This window comes from Psychromonas sp. MME1, assembly GCF_041080865.1.
Classification (GTDB): domain Bacteria; phylum Pseudomonadota; class Gammaproteobacteria; order Enterobacterales; family Psychromonadaceae; genus Psychromonas.
Genome location: NZ_CP160906.1, coordinates 1,465,611 through 1,479,943, shown reverse-complemented (window position 1 = coordinate 1,479,943; position 14,333 = coordinate 1,465,611). Strand labels below are relative to the sequence as shown.

15 protein-coding genes are annotated in these 14,333 nt (G+C 38.4%); 12 read left to right on the top strand and 3 right to left on the bottom strand.

The window, feature by feature from the left end; translation table 11 throughout:
• The first annotated feature begins 12 nt into the window (after nucleotides 1-12).
• The 6 genes from AB2N10_RS06865 to AB2N10_RS06840 all read left to right on the top strand — a co-directional run bounded on the left by AB2N10_RS06865 (nucleotide 13) and on the right by AB2N10_RS06840 (nucleotide 5,586).
• A complete protein-coding gene (locus AB2N10_RS06865) occupies nucleotides 13-1,407 on the top strand; it encodes a TolC family outer membrane protein (RefSeq protein WP_354624540.1) in 1,395 nt (464 codons plus the stop codon).
• Entirely contained in the window at nucleotides 1,404-2,009 is a 606-nt protein-coding gene (locus tag AB2N10_RS06860; RefSeq protein WP_354624539.1) for an OmpA family protein, read from the top strand. The genes AB2N10_RS06865 and AB2N10_RS06860 overlap by 4 nt, the downstream gene beginning before the upstream one ends.
• A gap of 11 nt (nucleotides 2,010-2,020) precedes the next feature.
• Nucleotides 2,021-2,710 carry a transglutaminase-like cysteine peptidase gene (locus AB2N10_RS06855; RefSeq protein WP_354624538.1) on the top strand — a complete coding sequence of 230 codons (690 nt, stop codon included), beginning with the start codon at nucleotides 2,021-2,023 and terminating at the stop codon, nucleotides 2,708-2,710.
• 7 nt (nucleotides 2,711-2,717) lie between these two features.
• Nucleotides 2,718-4,652, top strand: coding sequence for an EAL domain-containing protein (locus tag AB2N10_RS06850; RefSeq protein ID WP_369434538.1), 1,935 nt, complete (start codon nucleotides 2,718-2,720; stop codon nucleotides 4,650-4,652).
• 71 nt (nucleotides 4,653-4,723) lie between these two features.
• Nucleotides 4,724-5,275 carry a heme-binding beta-barrel domain-containing protein gene (locus AB2N10_RS06845; RefSeq protein ID WP_354624536.1) on the top strand — a complete coding sequence of 184 codons (552 nt, stop codon included), beginning with the start codon at nucleotides 4,724-4,726 and terminating at the stop codon, nucleotides 5,273-5,275.
• A 20-nt stretch (nucleotides 5,276-5,295) separates the two neighbouring features.
• The gene (locus AB2N10_RS06840) at nucleotides 5,296-5,586 is read left to right on the top strand and encodes a hypothetical protein (RefSeq protein WP_354624535.1); all 291 of its coding nucleotides are present in this window, start codon (nucleotides 5,296-5,298) and stop codon (nucleotides 5,584-5,586) included.
• A gap of 86 nt (nucleotides 5,587-5,672) precedes the next feature.
• Here the strand turns inward: AB2N10_RS06840 and dsbB are convergent, their stop codons facing one another.
• Nucleotides 5,673-6,185 carry a disulfide bond formation protein DsbB gene (dsbB, locus tag AB2N10_RS06835; protein WP_354624534.1) on the bottom strand — a complete coding sequence of 171 codons (513 nt, stop codon included), beginning with the start codon at nucleotides 6,183-6,185 and terminating at the stop codon, nucleotides 5,673-5,675.
• A 362-nt stretch (nucleotides 6,186-6,547) separates the two neighbouring features.
• Between dsbB and fadR the strand changes: the two genes are divergently transcribed.
• The 6 genes from fadR to serS all read left to right on the top strand — a co-directional run bounded on the left by fadR (nucleotide 6,548) and on the right by serS (nucleotide 13,423).
• Nucleotides 6,548-7,258 (top strand): fatty acid metabolism transcriptional regulator FadR, encoded by a 711-nt coding sequence (gene fadR / locus AB2N10_RS06830; protein WP_369434537.1) that lies wholly within the window; start codon nucleotides 6,548-6,550, stop codon nucleotides 7,256-7,258.
• A gap of 95 nt (nucleotides 7,259-7,353) precedes the next feature.
• Nucleotides 7,354-9,795 carry a DNA translocase FtsK gene (locus tag AB2N10_RS06825; protein WP_369434655.1) on the top strand — a complete coding sequence of 814 codons (2,442 nt, stop codon included), beginning with the start codon at nucleotides 7,354-7,356 and terminating at the stop codon, nucleotides 9,793-9,795.
• 5 nt (nucleotides 9,796-9,800) lie between these two features.
• On the top strand, nucleotides 9,801-10,418 hold the full coding sequence (lolA, locus tag AB2N10_RS06820) for an outer membrane lipoprotein chaperone LolA (protein WP_354624532.1): 618 nt from the start codon (nucleotides 9,801-9,803) through the stop codon (nucleotides 10,416-10,418).
• Nucleotides 10,418-11,749: a replication-associated recombination protein A gene (locus tag AB2N10_RS06815; RefSeq protein WP_354624531.1), complete on the top strand. Its 1,332-nt coding sequence runs from the start codon at nucleotides 10,418-10,420 to the stop codon at nucleotides 11,747-11,749. Before lolA ends, AB2N10_RS06815 begins: the two co-directional genes overlap by 1 nt.
• Nucleotides 11,742-12,128 carry a fluoride efflux transporter CrcB gene (crcB, locus tag AB2N10_RS06810; RefSeq protein WP_354624530.1) on the top strand — a complete coding sequence of 129 codons (387 nt, stop codon included), beginning with the start codon at nucleotides 11,742-11,744 and terminating at the stop codon, nucleotides 12,126-12,128. Before AB2N10_RS06815 ends, crcB begins: the two co-directional genes overlap by 8 nt.
• An 8-nt stretch (nucleotides 12,129-12,136) precedes the next feature.
• Complete coding sequence (gene serS, locus AB2N10_RS06805) at nucleotides 12,137-13,423, top strand: serine--tRNA ligase (RefSeq protein ID WP_354624529.1); 1,287 nt, start codon at nucleotides 12,137-12,139, stop codon at nucleotides 13,421-13,423.
• A 96-nt stretch (nucleotides 13,424-13,519) separates the two neighbouring features.
• Here the strand turns inward: serS and AB2N10_RS06800 are convergent, their stop codons facing one another.
• Together AB2N10_RS06800 and AB2N10_RS06795 are read right to left on the bottom strand one after the other, a co-directional pair.
• Nucleotides 13,520-13,723 carry a YaeP family protein gene (locus AB2N10_RS06800; RefSeq protein WP_354624528.1) on the bottom strand — a complete coding sequence of 68 codons (204 nt, stop codon included), beginning with the start codon at nucleotides 13,721-13,723 and terminating at the stop codon, nucleotides 13,520-13,522.
• Between the two features lie 61 nt (nucleotides 13,724-13,784).
• Nucleotides 13,785-14,198, bottom strand: a complete 414-nt coding sequence (locus AB2N10_RS06795; protein WP_354624527.1) for a SulA-like leucine-rich domain-containing protein — start codon at nucleotides 14,196-14,198, stop codon at nucleotides 13,785-13,787.
• Between the last annotated feature and the right edge of the window lie 135 nt (nucleotides 14,199-14,333).

Sequence of the window (14,333 nt, the reverse complement as noted above, 5' to 3'; positions counted from 1 at the left end):
AATGGAGTTAACATGAAACGTAATCATTTTGTCTATTTTAAAAAAAACATATCCGGCTTATTGGTTGCTTCGCTGTTGCTACCGACTATCGCTAACGCTCAATCCTTAGAGCAAGCCGTTGCCTATGCATTTGATAGCAATCCGGAGATCCGAGCAGCTTATACGCGTTTTAAAGCGAAGGAGAAACAAGTTGAACAATCCCAGTCGGGGTATTTACCAAGTATTGATTTAAATGGTGGCTATGGTTATGAGTATACAGATAGCCCAAGCACACGCCGGAGTGATGATGGCGATGATCATGAAGATTTAATGCGCAGCGAAATTGGTATTAGCCTTTCTCAAAATATTTTTAATGGTTTTCTCACTGAGAACGAAGTGAAACGTACAAGCTATGCAACCAGTGCAGAACAATGGCGCCTATACGCACTTGCTGAGGATCTCGCATTACAAATTAGCAAAGTTTATGTTGATTTAATTAAGGCAGAGAAACTAGTCGTTTTATCAGAAAAAAATTTACAATCACATGAAGAAATATATGAGCAAATTAAACAACGCACTGATTCTGGTTTTAGTAGTAGCGCAGATTTATCACAAATTAATGGCCGTTTAGCTAAGGCTCACTCCAACCTGATTGCGGCAAAAAATAATTACATTGATAGCAAAGTTACTTTTTACCGTGTTATTAATCAACGCCCTGAGAATTTAGTTATTCCTTATCCTGATGCCTCACTACTACCTGCAGACCAAGAAGTTGGATTGCAAAGTGCTTTAAGCAATAACCCAGTTATTAAGGCTGCTGCTAATGATATTAGCTCAGCTAGGGCACAACATGAATCATCGAAAGCTAACTATTTTCCACGTATAACCTTAGAGCTTAGCGCAACGCATAGTGACAATGTTAATGGTGAAGATGGTTGGGGACTCAATGACAATGTTGGTAGTGAGAATAATAACGTTCAAGCGATGGTACGTTTTTCCTATAATATTTTTGCAGGAGGCAAAGACAAAGCCTACGCAAAAGAAACCGCCTATAAAACCAATGAAGCAGAAGAGCTCAATCGTAATGTTCATCGACAAGTCACGGAAGGTTTTATTCTTTCTTGGAATGCGTTTGAACAACTAAATTTACAGAAAAAATATATAAAAATGCATGTCATTGCCTCAAAGGATACGCAGTCTGATTACAAAGAGCAGTTTAAAGTTGGGCAGAGAAGTTTGCTGGATTTATTAGATACAGAGAATGAACTATACCAATCTCGCCGAGATTACCTTGATGCGGAAATGAGTGAAATTACAGCACAATATAGAATTTTACATGCTATGGGGAAACTTGTTAAATCATTTCGCGTTACGCGTCCCGCATCATGGCAGGGTGAAACGCAATTTGCTGGAGGAGTGGAACAATGAGATTTTTAATACCATTATTTTTGCTAACGTTTACGGCAGCTTGTTCTGTACAAGTTATCGATATGACCCCAGAGCCAACCCCTCAAGTGTTTGATTTATCGGATAGTGAAGCGGACGGCGTTATTATTGCACGAGATAAATGCCCTGACTCACCTGCTGGCGCATTAGTAGATAATGACGGTTGTAGTGCCCTGCATATCGAAACAGCGCGTTTTGAATTATTAGTTAACTTTGATATTGACTCCTATCAGGTTAAACCAGAGTATTTTAGCGAAATAGAATCTTTAGCGACATTCATGGGGCGTTATCCAGCTACAACGCTTGTTATCGAAGGGCATACCAGCATTAGGGGAACACGTTCACATAATCAACTGTTGTCACAACGTCGAGCTGAAGCGATTAAAAACATACTGGTTAATGAATTTGCTATCGATGTAACAAGAATTACAGCGATAGGTTATGGTTTTGAACGACTGATGCTAGAGGGAGACGATGAATATATTCATGCTAAAAATCGACGTATCGTTGCTGAAATTAGTGGGGAATATTCCGTTAATGATTTGAAGTGGACGATTTATAGCGTTGATGAACCTAGCGAATAGTTAGTTATCTTATGCGCTATATTCACAGCCAAATTAGTTTGTATCTAATTAGTTTTTTACTAATAGTTTCAAGCATTGCCTGTGCTGGTTTATTAAACCATTTAGAGCAACAAAAAATCTTAAATGCACTGCATCAAAATTATGGTGAACGCGCTTATTTACGTGGCCAAGCTTGGTTTAATGTAATGGAAACAGCGTTACCTTTATCCTCATTGGATAAGCTAGAAAAGATTAATAATTTTTTTAATCTACTCCATTTTGTTGATGATATTAAGCTGTGGGGACTAAAAAACTATTGGGCCACTCCCGTTGAATTTTTAGGTGTTAATGGGGGCGATTGTGAAGATTTTGCCATTGCAAAGTATTTTACCTTGCTCGAGTTAGGTATCCCCGATGAAAAAATGCGTATTACTATGGTAAAAGCGGTTAAACTTAACCAGTATCATATGGTGGTTGCGTATTATGAAACACCTAATGCCATACCATTGATTTTAGATAACCTTATTGGACAAATTAAACCTGCAAACCAAAGACAGGACTTAATACCTGTTTATAGTTTTAATGGTAAGCAACTTTGGATGAATAAAGAAAAAGGGCAAGGCGTGCTTGCTGGAAAATCGGAACGTTTAAAGCGTTGGTCAAATCTGAATCAACGTATGCGAATCTCAACGATGAGAAAACCAAAACTAAACTTGGAGTAATTGATCAATGACCCTTTTTAACCAGATAAATTCCTTGTTATTTGGACTGTTTTTATTGGTAATGTGCAGTTTAGTATATTTTCAATTTACAGAAACCAGAGCTTTTATGACTAACCAAATGGAGTCGGATTTAAATAATACAACGACATCCTTAAGTTTAATGTTAAAACCTCACTTAGAAGTTGGTGATACCGCAACTGTTGATACGTTAATCAATGTGATTTTTGAAGGGGGCTTTTATCAGAAGGTAAATTTAATTTGGTTAAGCGATCAAAAAGAGCAAGTATGGGAAAATCCCATTGTCAGTCGTGAGGTGCCACAGTGGTTTATTGATTTACAACTTTTTGAACCGCAAGTATCTGAAGTTGTTATTACCTCCGGTTGGTTACAATTAGCTAAGCTAAAAATAGAATCTAATCCTGCCATTGGCTATCGAGAGTTATGGCGAATTATGAATGATACGGCAATGGTACTTTCAGCACTTTTTTTACTCTCCATTTTCTTAATGCGCCTACGTCTTAAATCTATATTACGACCGTTACATGAAGTGGCGACACATGCGGCTGATATTGCTAAACGTAATTTTAGTCAGGATATGCCGTTGCCTAAAACACGTGAATTGAGTGACGTCGTGGCAGCAATTAACTCTATGTCAGGGCAACTTCAACTTGTTTTTAGCTCCCTTGACGATCAGGTTAAGACTCTAAAACATGATAAATTAATCGATCCTGTATCGACACTGCCGAACCGTTTATATTTAACGGGGCAACTTAATAGCTGGCTAGATGAACCTGGATTTGGTGGTTTAATGTTAGCCAAACTTGATTGGTTAGAAGATATACATAGTAAATATGGTTTTAAAGTAAGAGATGAGACCATTAAGGTATTAGCTAATCAATTCAAGTCCGTTTTATCTAACAATGCAATTATTGCACGTATATCCAATACTGAATTTGCATTTGTAGTGATGAAAGCAGACAAAGAACAGTTAACCACCTATTTACAATCACTTATTCGTTTGATTAATCAAGAGATGACGAAAGCTGGATGTCAAAGTAATAGTAACTTTGCTATCGGGATTGCTGAAAGAGTCGATGAAGTAACACGCATGGAGTTGTTATCGCAAGCGGACAACGCACTACAGCAAGCACTACAAGCAGAGCAAGTAAGTAGTTGGTATTCAGTCAACACGCAACAGGGATTAAGTCGAGAAGATTGGCGTACCCGTTTAAGTGATGCAATTAGTAATAATCAATTTATTCTTCAGTGGCAGCCTATTAACCTCATTGATAGCGGTAATGTTATGCATCGTGAAGTCTATTCGCGCTTACAAATAGACAACAAAATAGTACCAGCAGGGCAGTTTATGCCCTATGTCGAACGTTCTTCGTTGGGGACAAGTTTAGATCGTTGCTTATTACAGAATATTGCCGATAAACAGTTACTTACTATGGTGAGCGAACCAATAGCGGTCAATTTGTGTAGAGAAAGTTTAGTGGATTTAGAGTTTCATGCATGGTTAACAGAATACTTGCAGTCAGTTGAGAATACTCAGATGCTTCACTTTGACCTCCCTGAATCGGGGGTCACTAATGATTTAGAGATTTGTCTTGAACTCTGTAATATTATCAATAATGCAGGTGCTCGTTTTGGTGTCGATAATTGTGGTAGACAGCTAGATTCATTAGACTATCTAAGAGAAATTCAACCCTATTATATTAAATTGGATCTCTCTTTGTCATCCTATGGCAGCAACGAAGAAGTTGATAGACAATATAATTTATCACTTTGTCAGGCTTTAATTAGCATTGCCCATGGCCTAAATATTAAAGTGGTCATGACAGGCATTCAAAATGAACAGCATTTACAATCAATGCGTTCATTGCACACAGAAGCTTATCAAGGCTTTATTGATCCGCCCGTTGCCATTACTAATCTTTAGTTGAAGGATGGGGTAGCTTAACAATAAATTGATATGTTAATGTAAAATAAAATCAGAAAGTGATCGTTAATATGAATGAGAAATGCGTTAATTACGGCCCTTTAACTGGCTTGATTGGTACATGGTTTGGTAACGCGGGCAAAGATGTTGCGCCCGAACCTGATGGTATAGAAAATAACAATTATTATGAAACCATGACATTTAGTGAAGCCTCCGAAGTCACTAATGCGGAGCAAGAAGTATTAAGTGCGGTGCATTATATACAAAAGGTGCAACGTCATGGTGATGATAAAGTTATACATCATGAAAGCGGCTATTGGATGTGGAACCAACAAACAAATGACGTTATGCACTCCTTAGTTATACCGCGCGGCATTTGTGTATTAGCTGCTGGAAAAGTAGATATAAGCGGCACGACTGTTTTTGATGTAAAAGCAGATGATACTGAAAAAGAGCAACAATTGATCCAATCTCCCTTTATGCATGAAAAAGCAAAACTAATAAGTTATGTGCAACAAATGAGACTCTATCCAGATAAACTTTGCTATCAACAGACTATGGTTGTTGATATTTATGGAAAAGTTGTAGAGCATACTGATTCTAATAGTTTGCAGCGTCAATAATTAAATATAAAGGGGGGAGAATGGCCTTTTTATCGGATACTTGGCAAAAAATTGTGCAAACTTGTAAGAAAGTACAAATTTTTCAAGAGCGCATTTGGATCGTTAGTATCCAAAAAAAATCCGCTGATCATAGCGCTTTATTAAATGATACCTTTATTCTTAATGAAGATGCTTTTTCATCGCCAATGTCTTGGATGCATAAGCGTGGTTACAGTGACGTTATTATAGAGAAAATAGATAAGATGAAGCTTTCACAAGTGGTTAAACTAAACATCGACGAACAATATCATAGTTTAATACGTGTAAAATAAACTCTTAATGTACTGTAAGATGCAGGGATAGAAGGGGCGGTAGCCCCCTCGGTTATTATTAGCGCAGAAAATGAGAAATCTTGATACTATTTTTTTGTAAAGAATGTACCTAATATAACGACGATAAATATGATGCAGTAAATAGTAAAACAGACGATTAACCATTGCGGCATAGAATAACCAAAAAATTGCCAAACAATCTCAGAGCAGTCACCTGTTGGGTTAAATAACCATGGAAACCATTCATGTAATGGAGCCCAAGTTGGGAAATCAGGAAAGAAGTCGCAGGTGGCAAATGGCGATGGATTCATTTGAAAATCGGTATGCTGGAGCGCTAATAATAGCCCTTTAACGGCACTAATAATCCATATTAAAAAACCACTGCTACGAACGATGGTATTTTGTGGTGCAGTTGCCCCTAATAAACCTGAAAATAGAATACCTAACATAGCAACACGTTCATAAACACACATAACACAGGGTTCTAATTTCATCACGTGTTGAAAAAAAAGTGCGCATAATTCTAAAGTTAATGCACTTGCGGCAAGAAGTAACCATGGCCAGCGTTGTTTAGATAGGTTTGTTAGTGTTGTTTGCACAGTTTATTCCTAGTGTAAAAGAGCACCAATCTGCTTTGTTATAAAATATCTATGTAGAATCACTATACTTCTATTTTATGTCTCGCATCTCTTTTTCTTGCTGACTTTGCATCTTGAAGTATCATGGGTATATTCAACAGCAACAGTAACATACAGTCAATTAGAATCTACAAAAAACAGTGTAAATATAATAGCAAACCCCATCATTATCTACCAATTATAGATCAGAGACTTATGCGGATTAGTAGCAGTACGCTTTTCTTGATATCTTTGCATCTTGAAGTAGCATGGGTATAGTATTACTCGCTTTATCAAAGAATCTCTGTATTTTTTTATAAAAATGAAAATAGGTGAAAATAAACATGATAGTGAAAGCCAAGGGACCTGCGGATGTTGCTGAGCAATATTTAATAGAATCTATTTGGAATGGTACAATTGCAATACACTCAAAACTTCCTGCAGAGCGTTTGCTTGCTGATAAAATAGGTGTTACCCGAACAACATTGCGCGAAGTGTTGCAGCGTTTAGCTAAAGATGGTTGGATCACCATACAGCATGGTAAGGCGACGCGAGTTAACGATTTTTGGCAAACATCTGGTTTAAACATTTTAAGCACATTAACCAGACTTGATATTGACAGGCGTAGTGACTTTATTGACCAACTAATGTCGGTAAGAACCAATATTAGCACAATTATTTTACGCATGGCCGCAAAGCATAATCACCAAAGTGTCTTAGCTTTCTTAGCTAACACACCATCAATTGATGCCAGCAGTGAAACCTTTACTAAGTTTGATTATGATTTTTATCATCACGTTGCTGTTTCATCGAACAACATGATTTATGTTTTAATTCTAAATGGCCTGCAAGACTTATATCGGAAAGTTGGTACTTTCTACTTTTCTAATTCGGAAGCAAGATCTATAGCGTTGGCTTTTTATGCTGACATAAAAAAAGTTTTAGAAAAAGGAGAGTCTGAACGAATTATGCAAATCGTCCGTGACTCGGCATTTGCAAGTGGTAAAATTTGGTTACGCTTACGGCATCAACTTCCTGATGATTTTTTAGATTAAAATAGCTGTAAACCTGTACACTATTACCTAGTTATCTGTATGATATCGGCTAGATTTTTTTATTCTATAGGGATCAACTTTTGCTTAAAAAAAATATGATCAATCACCTCTCAGGTGTGCAAAAATTATTTGAAGTTGGCATCATTATTACCGTATTTGTCGCTATTTTCATTGCAATTTCACTTTTTACATTTTCACCTGTCGATCCAAGTTGGTCTCAACAGCAGTGGGTTGCAGAAATAGAAAACGCAGGTGGACGAGTCGGTGCGTGGAGTGCTGATATTTTATTTTATACCTTTGGCTTATTAGCTTATCTTGTGCCGATAATCATCACTTTTCTGGCCTGGGCAATGTTGTGGAAACCACAATTTAGTTTAGATATCGATTTTTTAAATTTAGGTCTGCGTATAATTGGCTTTATTTTTACTATATTTAGTTTATCTGCATTAGCATCATTGAATTTTAACGATTTTCATTACTACCCCTCAGGTGGGTTGATTGGTGATGTGATCGCACAAAGTATGTTAGTTTTTTTTAGCTTACTCGCTGTAAATTTAATTTTATTAACGCTTTTTATTTCTGGAAGTACATTATTACTCGGGTTTTCCTGGCTACGATTAATTGATTCTATCGGCGCGCTGACCATTAGCTTTTTCGTGGGGTTATTCAATTTTCCTGCCAAGCTACAAGCTTGGCAAACAGCAAGACAACAAAGGAAAATAGAGCAAGCAGCAGAGCTTCCTATTACAAAAAAATTATCACCTCAAAAAAAGGCACAGGCAGATCCTATTGTCGAAATCAACGATCAAAGTATTCACTATAAATCGACTTACAATGAAGAATTTTCTTTTTCTCCGACAGAGATTGCCGCTCAACAAGAGGAAGTTCCATTACAAATTGATACGGATTATGATGATATTTTCGATAATGAGCTTACGCTTCCGTATGAAGAAAAAGAGGAGATAAAACCTGTAAAAATTGATTTTAGCCATCTACCCGATCATGCAAAACCAGTGATACAGCGCAAAATCGAACATGGATTAGCCCCTTTTCCAAGTATTGATCTTTTAGACAGACCAAATAAAGAAGTCAATCCGATATCACAGGAAGAACTCGATACGGCGGCTCGCTTAGTAGAAAGTAAATTATTAGAGTTTAAAATTAAAGCTGATGTGGTTGATGTATTACCCGGCCCTGTTATTACTCGTTTCGAGTTGGCCTTAGCCCCAGGGATGAAAGTGAGCGCTATTTCAAGTTTAGAAAAAGATTTAGCCCGTGCACTTTCCGCGATGAGTGTTCGTGTTGTTGATCAAATACCGGGAAAAGCGGTTATCGCATTGGAATTACCGAATAAACATCGAGCCATCGTTTATGCATCTGAAGTATTAGGCAGTGAAGCGTTTCAACAGGCAAAATCCCCCTTGAGCATGGTGCTTGGTGCTGACATTTCAGGTGATCCCGTTGTCGTAGATTTAGGTAAAATGCCGCACTTGTTGGTCGCAGGTACGGCCGGTTCGGGTAAGTCTGTGGGTGTGAACTGCATGTTGGTTAGCTTACTCTATAAATCTGCGCCAGAAGATGTTCGCATGATTCTGATAGATCCAAAAATGTTGGAGTTAAGTGTCTACGAAGGTATACCACACCTTTTGACTGAAGTGGTTACTGATATGAAAGATGCCGCAAATGCACTGCGTTGGTGTGTCGGCGAAATGGAGCGCCGCTATAAATTGCTCTCTGAAATTGGCGTGCGAACATTAGCAGGTTACAACAGCAAAGTGAAAGAGGCACTAGAAGCAGGCACGCCGTTAACGGATCCTCTTTGGAAACCCGGTGATAGTATGGATGTCAGCGCTCCAGAGTTACATAAATTACCGAGTATTGTGGTCGTTGTCGATGAATTTGCTGATATGATGATGATTGTCGGTAAAAAATGTGAAGAGTTAATTACTCGTATTGCACAGAAAGCACGAGCGGCAGGTATCCACTTAATCTTAGCCACTCAACGCCCCTCAGTGGATGTTATTACTGGCTTAATTAAAGCAAATATTCCTACCCGTATTGCATTTCAGGTTTCCAGTAAAATCGATTCACGTACTATTCTAGGTCAGCAGGGGGCTGAAACACTATTGGGTCATGGTGATATGTTATTTATGCCCCCTGGGGTCGGGGTACCGACACGTGTCCATGGTGCTTTTGTTGATGACCACGAAGTGCATCGAGTTGTCGCCGATTGGAAAAAAAGAGGAGAGCCAAACTATATTGCTGACATATTGGCTGGTGATATGACCTTAGATAGCTTATTGCCTGGAGAAGAGATAGAAGGGGAAGATGATATTGATCCATTATTTGATGAAGTTGTTGAATTTATAACAGAAACTCGAAAAGTATCCATTTCCAGTATTCAGCGCAAGTTTAGAATCGGTTACAACCGTTCTGCACGTTTAGTTGACCAGTTACAAGCTCAGGGGGTTATTAGTGCACCCTCTGGTGCGAATAGTAATCGAGATGTACTCGCCCCACCACCCGTTAAGGATTAAGATAAATGAAAAAAGTCATGGCTATTTTATGTGGTTTATTAATATTACCCAATTTTGTACTTGCTACAGAATTAACTGATGCGATGTTACTTAAGCAAAAGTTAGAGAGATTCACTCAGTTAGAGGCTGATTTTACCCAACTTGTTAGCAGCGACGAAGGCAAGGTACTAAACAAAAGTGCTGGTGAATTAGTGATATTGCGTCCGGGTAAATTTCGTTGGCACGTGGCTACGCCAGAGGAAGAATTAATCGTCGCGAATGGGCAAACGATGTGGATTTATAGCCCCTTTATTGAACAAGTCACATTAATAAATTTACGAGATGCAATGGAAGGTACGCCCTTTATTTTACTATCTGGTGCCAATGAACAGCAATGGGCAGACTATAAAGTTGTTAAAGAAGGGGATATATTTACCGTTACTAGTCTGGATACTAAAGCGCAAGGTCATACTTTTATTTTTGAATTCTCAGCAAATGATAGCATAAGTAAATTTATCGTTGTTGAAGCACAGGGGCAGCGCAGCACATTTACCTTGACCTATAAACAACCATTAACAAAAATTGCGCCAGACTTTTTTGAATTTAAAATACCAGCGGGTGTTGAGATAGACGACCAACGTTAATGAAAGATCTTTTTACCATTGATAATGATTTTCAACCTTTGGCAGCTCGCATGCGGCCAAAGGTTTTTGCTGACTATATTGGCCAGACCCATATTATTAGTGAACATAAACCATTGCGTAAAGCAGTCGAAAATGGTGCTGCACACTCTATGATTTTATGGGGGCCTCCCGGTACCGGTAAAACAACCCTAGCTGAGCTTATTGCACATTATTGTCGTGCCGATGTACAACGCCTATCGGCAGTCACCTCGGGTATAAAAGAGATACGTGCGGCCATTGCAATTGCTCAACAAAATCAAACAGCAGGCATTAGAACGTTACTGTTTGTCGATGAAGTACATCGTTTTAATAAAAGTCAGCAGGATGCATTTTTACCCTATATTGAAAATGGCACTATCTTGTTTGTTGGCGCTACCACTGAAAATCCCTCCTTTGAGCTTAATAATGCATTATTATCTCGGGCTCGAGTTTATCTGTTAAAAAAGCTAACGGATGATGAGATTGTTGCTGTTATAGAGCAAGCTTGCCTCGCACCACACGGTTTAGGGAATAAAAATATTCGTTTCATTGATGGTGTGCAACAAAAATTAGCACAATTAGTACAAGGTGATGCACGTAAAGCGCTTAACTATCTAGAATTGTTGGCGGATATGGCTGATGAAAATAGCGGGGAGCTAGTGATAACCATCGAATTGCTGATGGAAATTGCAGGCCGAGAAGGGGTTAGTTTTGATAAGCAGGGGGATCTCTTTTATGATCTCATTTCAGCTTTTCATAAATCTGTCCGCGGCTCAGATCCCGATGCCGCGCTGTATTGGTTCGCTCGAATGTTAGCAGGTGGCTGTGATCCGCTTTATGTTGCTCGGCGTCTTTTAGCGATTGCCTCTGAAGATATTGGTAATGCAGATCCACGAGCAATGCAAATGGCAATTAATGCATGGGATTGCTTTAGTCGTGTTGGTCCCTATGAAGGTGAGCGCGCTATCGCACAGGCTATTGTTTATTGTGCCGCAGCCCCCAAAAGTAATGCGGTATATACCGCTTTTGCTAAGGCTAAACAAGCCGTAAAAGAGTTACCAGAGTATGATGTGCCACTGCATTTGCGTAACGCACCTACGAAGCTAATGGCTGAACTCAATCATGGTGCAAGCTATCGTTATGCTCACGATGAAGATGGTGCTTTTGCTGCCGGGGAAGTTTATCTCCCTGTGGAATTGCAAGGTATACATTTTTATCAGCCAACGGATCGTGGCTTTGAGAAGCAGATATCTGAAAAATTAAATTACCTACGCCACTTAAATTTACAAAGTATGGATAAACGTTATGAATAATATGGTTGCAAATATAGCATTAGTCGCTTGCGGTGGTGCCTTTGGCGCAACATTACGTTATTTAATTTCAATTGGCATGGTAAGCCTCTTTGGAAAAGGTTTTCCATTTGCTACACTGACGGTTAATATTTTGGGTTCGCTGATTATGGGGTATATTTTTCAGCTTGTTCAACAAGAAACAATTACATCATCACCTTGGTGGCCGTTGATCGGTATTGGATTTTTAGGTGCATTAACCACATTTTCAACATTTTCGATGGATAACTTGATGCTCTTACAGCAAGGGGAGTGGATCAAGGCCAGCTTAAATGTCTTATTGAATGTTGTGGTTTGTTTATTAGCCACTTATGTTGGTACATTATTAGTCTTAAAGAGTTAGGAAAAAGCATGTTAGATCCCAAATTTTTACGTAATGAAATAGATGAAACCGCTACAAGATTAGCTTCACGTGGTTTTAATTTAGATGTTGATTTAATTAATCAACTCGAAGAAAAAAGAAAAACGCTGCAAATTAAGACAGAAACATTACAAGCGGAGCGTAATAGTCGATCTAAAGAAATTGGGTTGGCTGCTAAACGTGGTGAAGATATTTCTGTTTTACGTGAAGAGATGGGGCAGTTTGCTGTTCAACTTGATGCAGCTAAGGAAGAGTTTGCCACATTATCTGAGCAAATAAAGCAAATCTCATTAAGTATTCCTAATCTACCGCATGAATCAGTGCCACTTGGTAAAGATGAAACTGAAAATGTAGAAGTACTAACTTGGGGAACGCCTAAAGAATTTGCTTTTACGGTAAAAGATCACGTAGATCTAGGTGAAGCATTAGGTGGATTAGACTTTAAATCGGCAGTTAAGATTAGTGGTTCTCGTTTTATCGTTATGCAAGGTCAAATTGCTAAATTGCATCGCGCGTTGGCACAGTATATGTTGAATCTTCATACTAACGAGCATGGTTATACCGAGTTATATGTGCCTTACTTAGTCAATGCCGATAGTTTGTATGGTACAGGGCAATTACCAAAATTTGGTGCTGACTTGTTTAATACCATGGCAGCAACGGAAGAGGGCATTGGTATGTCGTTAATTCCAACTGCAGAAGTGCCACTAACTAACATGGCACGTGATATGATTTATGATGAATCGGAATTGCCAATCAAAATGACAGCACATACCCCCTGTTTTCGTAGTGAAGCGGGATCCTATGGGCGAGACACGCGCGGATTAATTCGCCAACACCAATTTGATAAAGTTGAACTCGTACAAATCGTACATCCAGAGCAGAGTTTTGCAGCATTAGAAGCGCTAACGGGCCATGCTGAACAGGTATTGAAAAACCTTGAGTTACCATATCGTAAAGTTGTTTTATGTACAGGAGACATGGGATTTGGTGCCACTAAAACATACGATCTTGAAGTATGGGTGCCAGCTCAAAATAGTTACCGTGAGATTTCATCATGCTCTAATATGGGCGATTTCCAAGCGCGTCGTCTACAGGCAAGATTTCGTGCCGTAGGCGCTAAAAAACCAGAGTTGTTACATACATTAAATGGTTCAGGGTTAGCGGTAGGGCGTACTTTAGTGGCAATTCTTGAGAATTATCAACTGGAAGATGGACGCATTGAGATACCTCGAGTTTTACAGCACTACATGGGTGGTTTGACTCACATTGGTTAACCGTTCTTCTCGTTAGCATGCAAAAAGGAGCCTTTGGGCTCCTTTTTTATTCAGCTAATGTGTATACCAATCCGCATAATATAATGCGAATTGCTATTAATCATTATCATTGTAATCACTGAGTATTAAATTTGCTGCCGCAAAGGCTGCGTCTTCTCGTACTTGTTTACTGAGCTCTTCATTGGCAGCAATGGCATCAAGCGCTTTAATCGCACAGGTAATTGCTTTAGGTATATATGCCGCGTCACCACTGGCAATGAGGCTGATTAATTGTTTGGTCTTCTCGCTATATGGATACATTAATAACTCACTATGAAAAATTGAAATTATCATTATAACGAATTTCATAAAATACAGCATATTATTGTGCACAATAGATAAAACAATGAGTTTTATTTTTTTCCGCAATTAATCTTAATTCATCTTGTGTTGCTTTTTCACACTGTTTGTTCCAGCCAATGACCGTTGCATAATTGTTACTTGCTAATGCCATTTTCATCAGCTCATCCGCATTATCTACTCTATTTTGTGGCAAGATAATAATACGATTTTTGTTTATACCTGCTTGTGTTAAAAAGTTAACGTTTGGTTTTCCTGGTGGGGAGATGAATAAAACCCAACGAGGATCATCAACTTCACTAATATGCGTTAATAATGAATGGTAATTATTTAAATCATAAGATAGATGTAAATAGGATAAATGTGTGTGACTTTGCAACGATTGCTGCAGAGAATTTCTTGTATTAAGCACTATTTTCGCATGATTAGAAAGCATATATTAACCTGTATGTAAAAACACTGTATGTAACAACAGTATAGTTAAATCGTCTGTTTTTCAAGCTTTATTTGTTTGTTTTGTGATTATTTTTTTAATTTTGCGTGGTGATTGATAGCAATTCCGTTATTTATA

Coding starts and splice junctions, on each gene's coding strand:
- AB2N10_RS06800 (WP_354624528.1), bottom strand. CDS start 13,723: ATGTATCCATATAGCGAGAAGACCAAACAATTAATCAGCCTCATTGCC.
- AB2N10_RS06855 (WP_354624538.1), top strand. CDS start 2,021: ATGCGCTATATTCACAGCCAAATTAGTTTGTATCTAATTAGTTTTTTA.
- serS (WP_354624529.1), top strand. CDS start 12,137: ATGTTAGATCCCAAATTTTTACGTAATGAAATAGATGAAACCGCTACA.
- AB2N10_RS06825 (WP_369434655.1), top strand. CDS start 7,354: ATGATCAATCACCTCTCAGGTGTGCAAAAATTATTTGAAGTTGGCATC.
- AB2N10_RS06815 (WP_354624531.1), top strand. CDS start 10,418: ATGAAAGATCTTTTTACCATTGATAATGATTTTCAACCTTTGGCAGCT.
- AB2N10_RS06840 (WP_354624535.1), top strand. CDS start 5,296: ATGGCCTTTTTATCGGATACTTGGCAAAAAATTGTGCAAACTTGTAAG.
- AB2N10_RS06860 (WP_354624539.1), top strand. CDS start 1,404: ATGAGATTTTTAATACCATTATTTTTGCTAACGTTTACGGCAGCTTGT.
- crcB (WP_354624530.1), top strand. CDS start 11,742: ATGAATAATATGGTTGCAAATATAGCATTAGTCGCTTGCGGTGGTGCC.
- AB2N10_RS06845 (WP_354624536.1), top strand. CDS start 4,724: ATGAATGAGAAATGCGTTAATTACGGCCCTTTAACTGGCTTGATTGGT.
- AB2N10_RS06850 (WP_369434538.1), top strand. CDS start 2,718: ATGACCCTTTTTAACCAGATAAATTCCTTGTTATTTGGACTGTTTTTA.
- fadR (WP_369434537.1), top strand. CDS start 6,548: ATGATAGTGAAAGCCAAGGGACCTGCGGATGTTGCTGAGCAATATTTA.
- lolA (WP_354624532.1), top strand. CDS start 9,801: ATGAAAAAAGTCATGGCTATTTTATGTGGTTTATTAATATTACCCAAT.
- AB2N10_RS06795 (WP_354624527.1), bottom strand. CDS start 14,198: ATGCTTTCTAATCATGCGAAAATAGTGCTTAATACAAGAAATTCTCTG.
- AB2N10_RS06865 (WP_354624540.1), top strand. CDS start 13: ATGAAACGTAATCATTTTGTCTATTTTAAAAAAAACATATCCGGCTTA.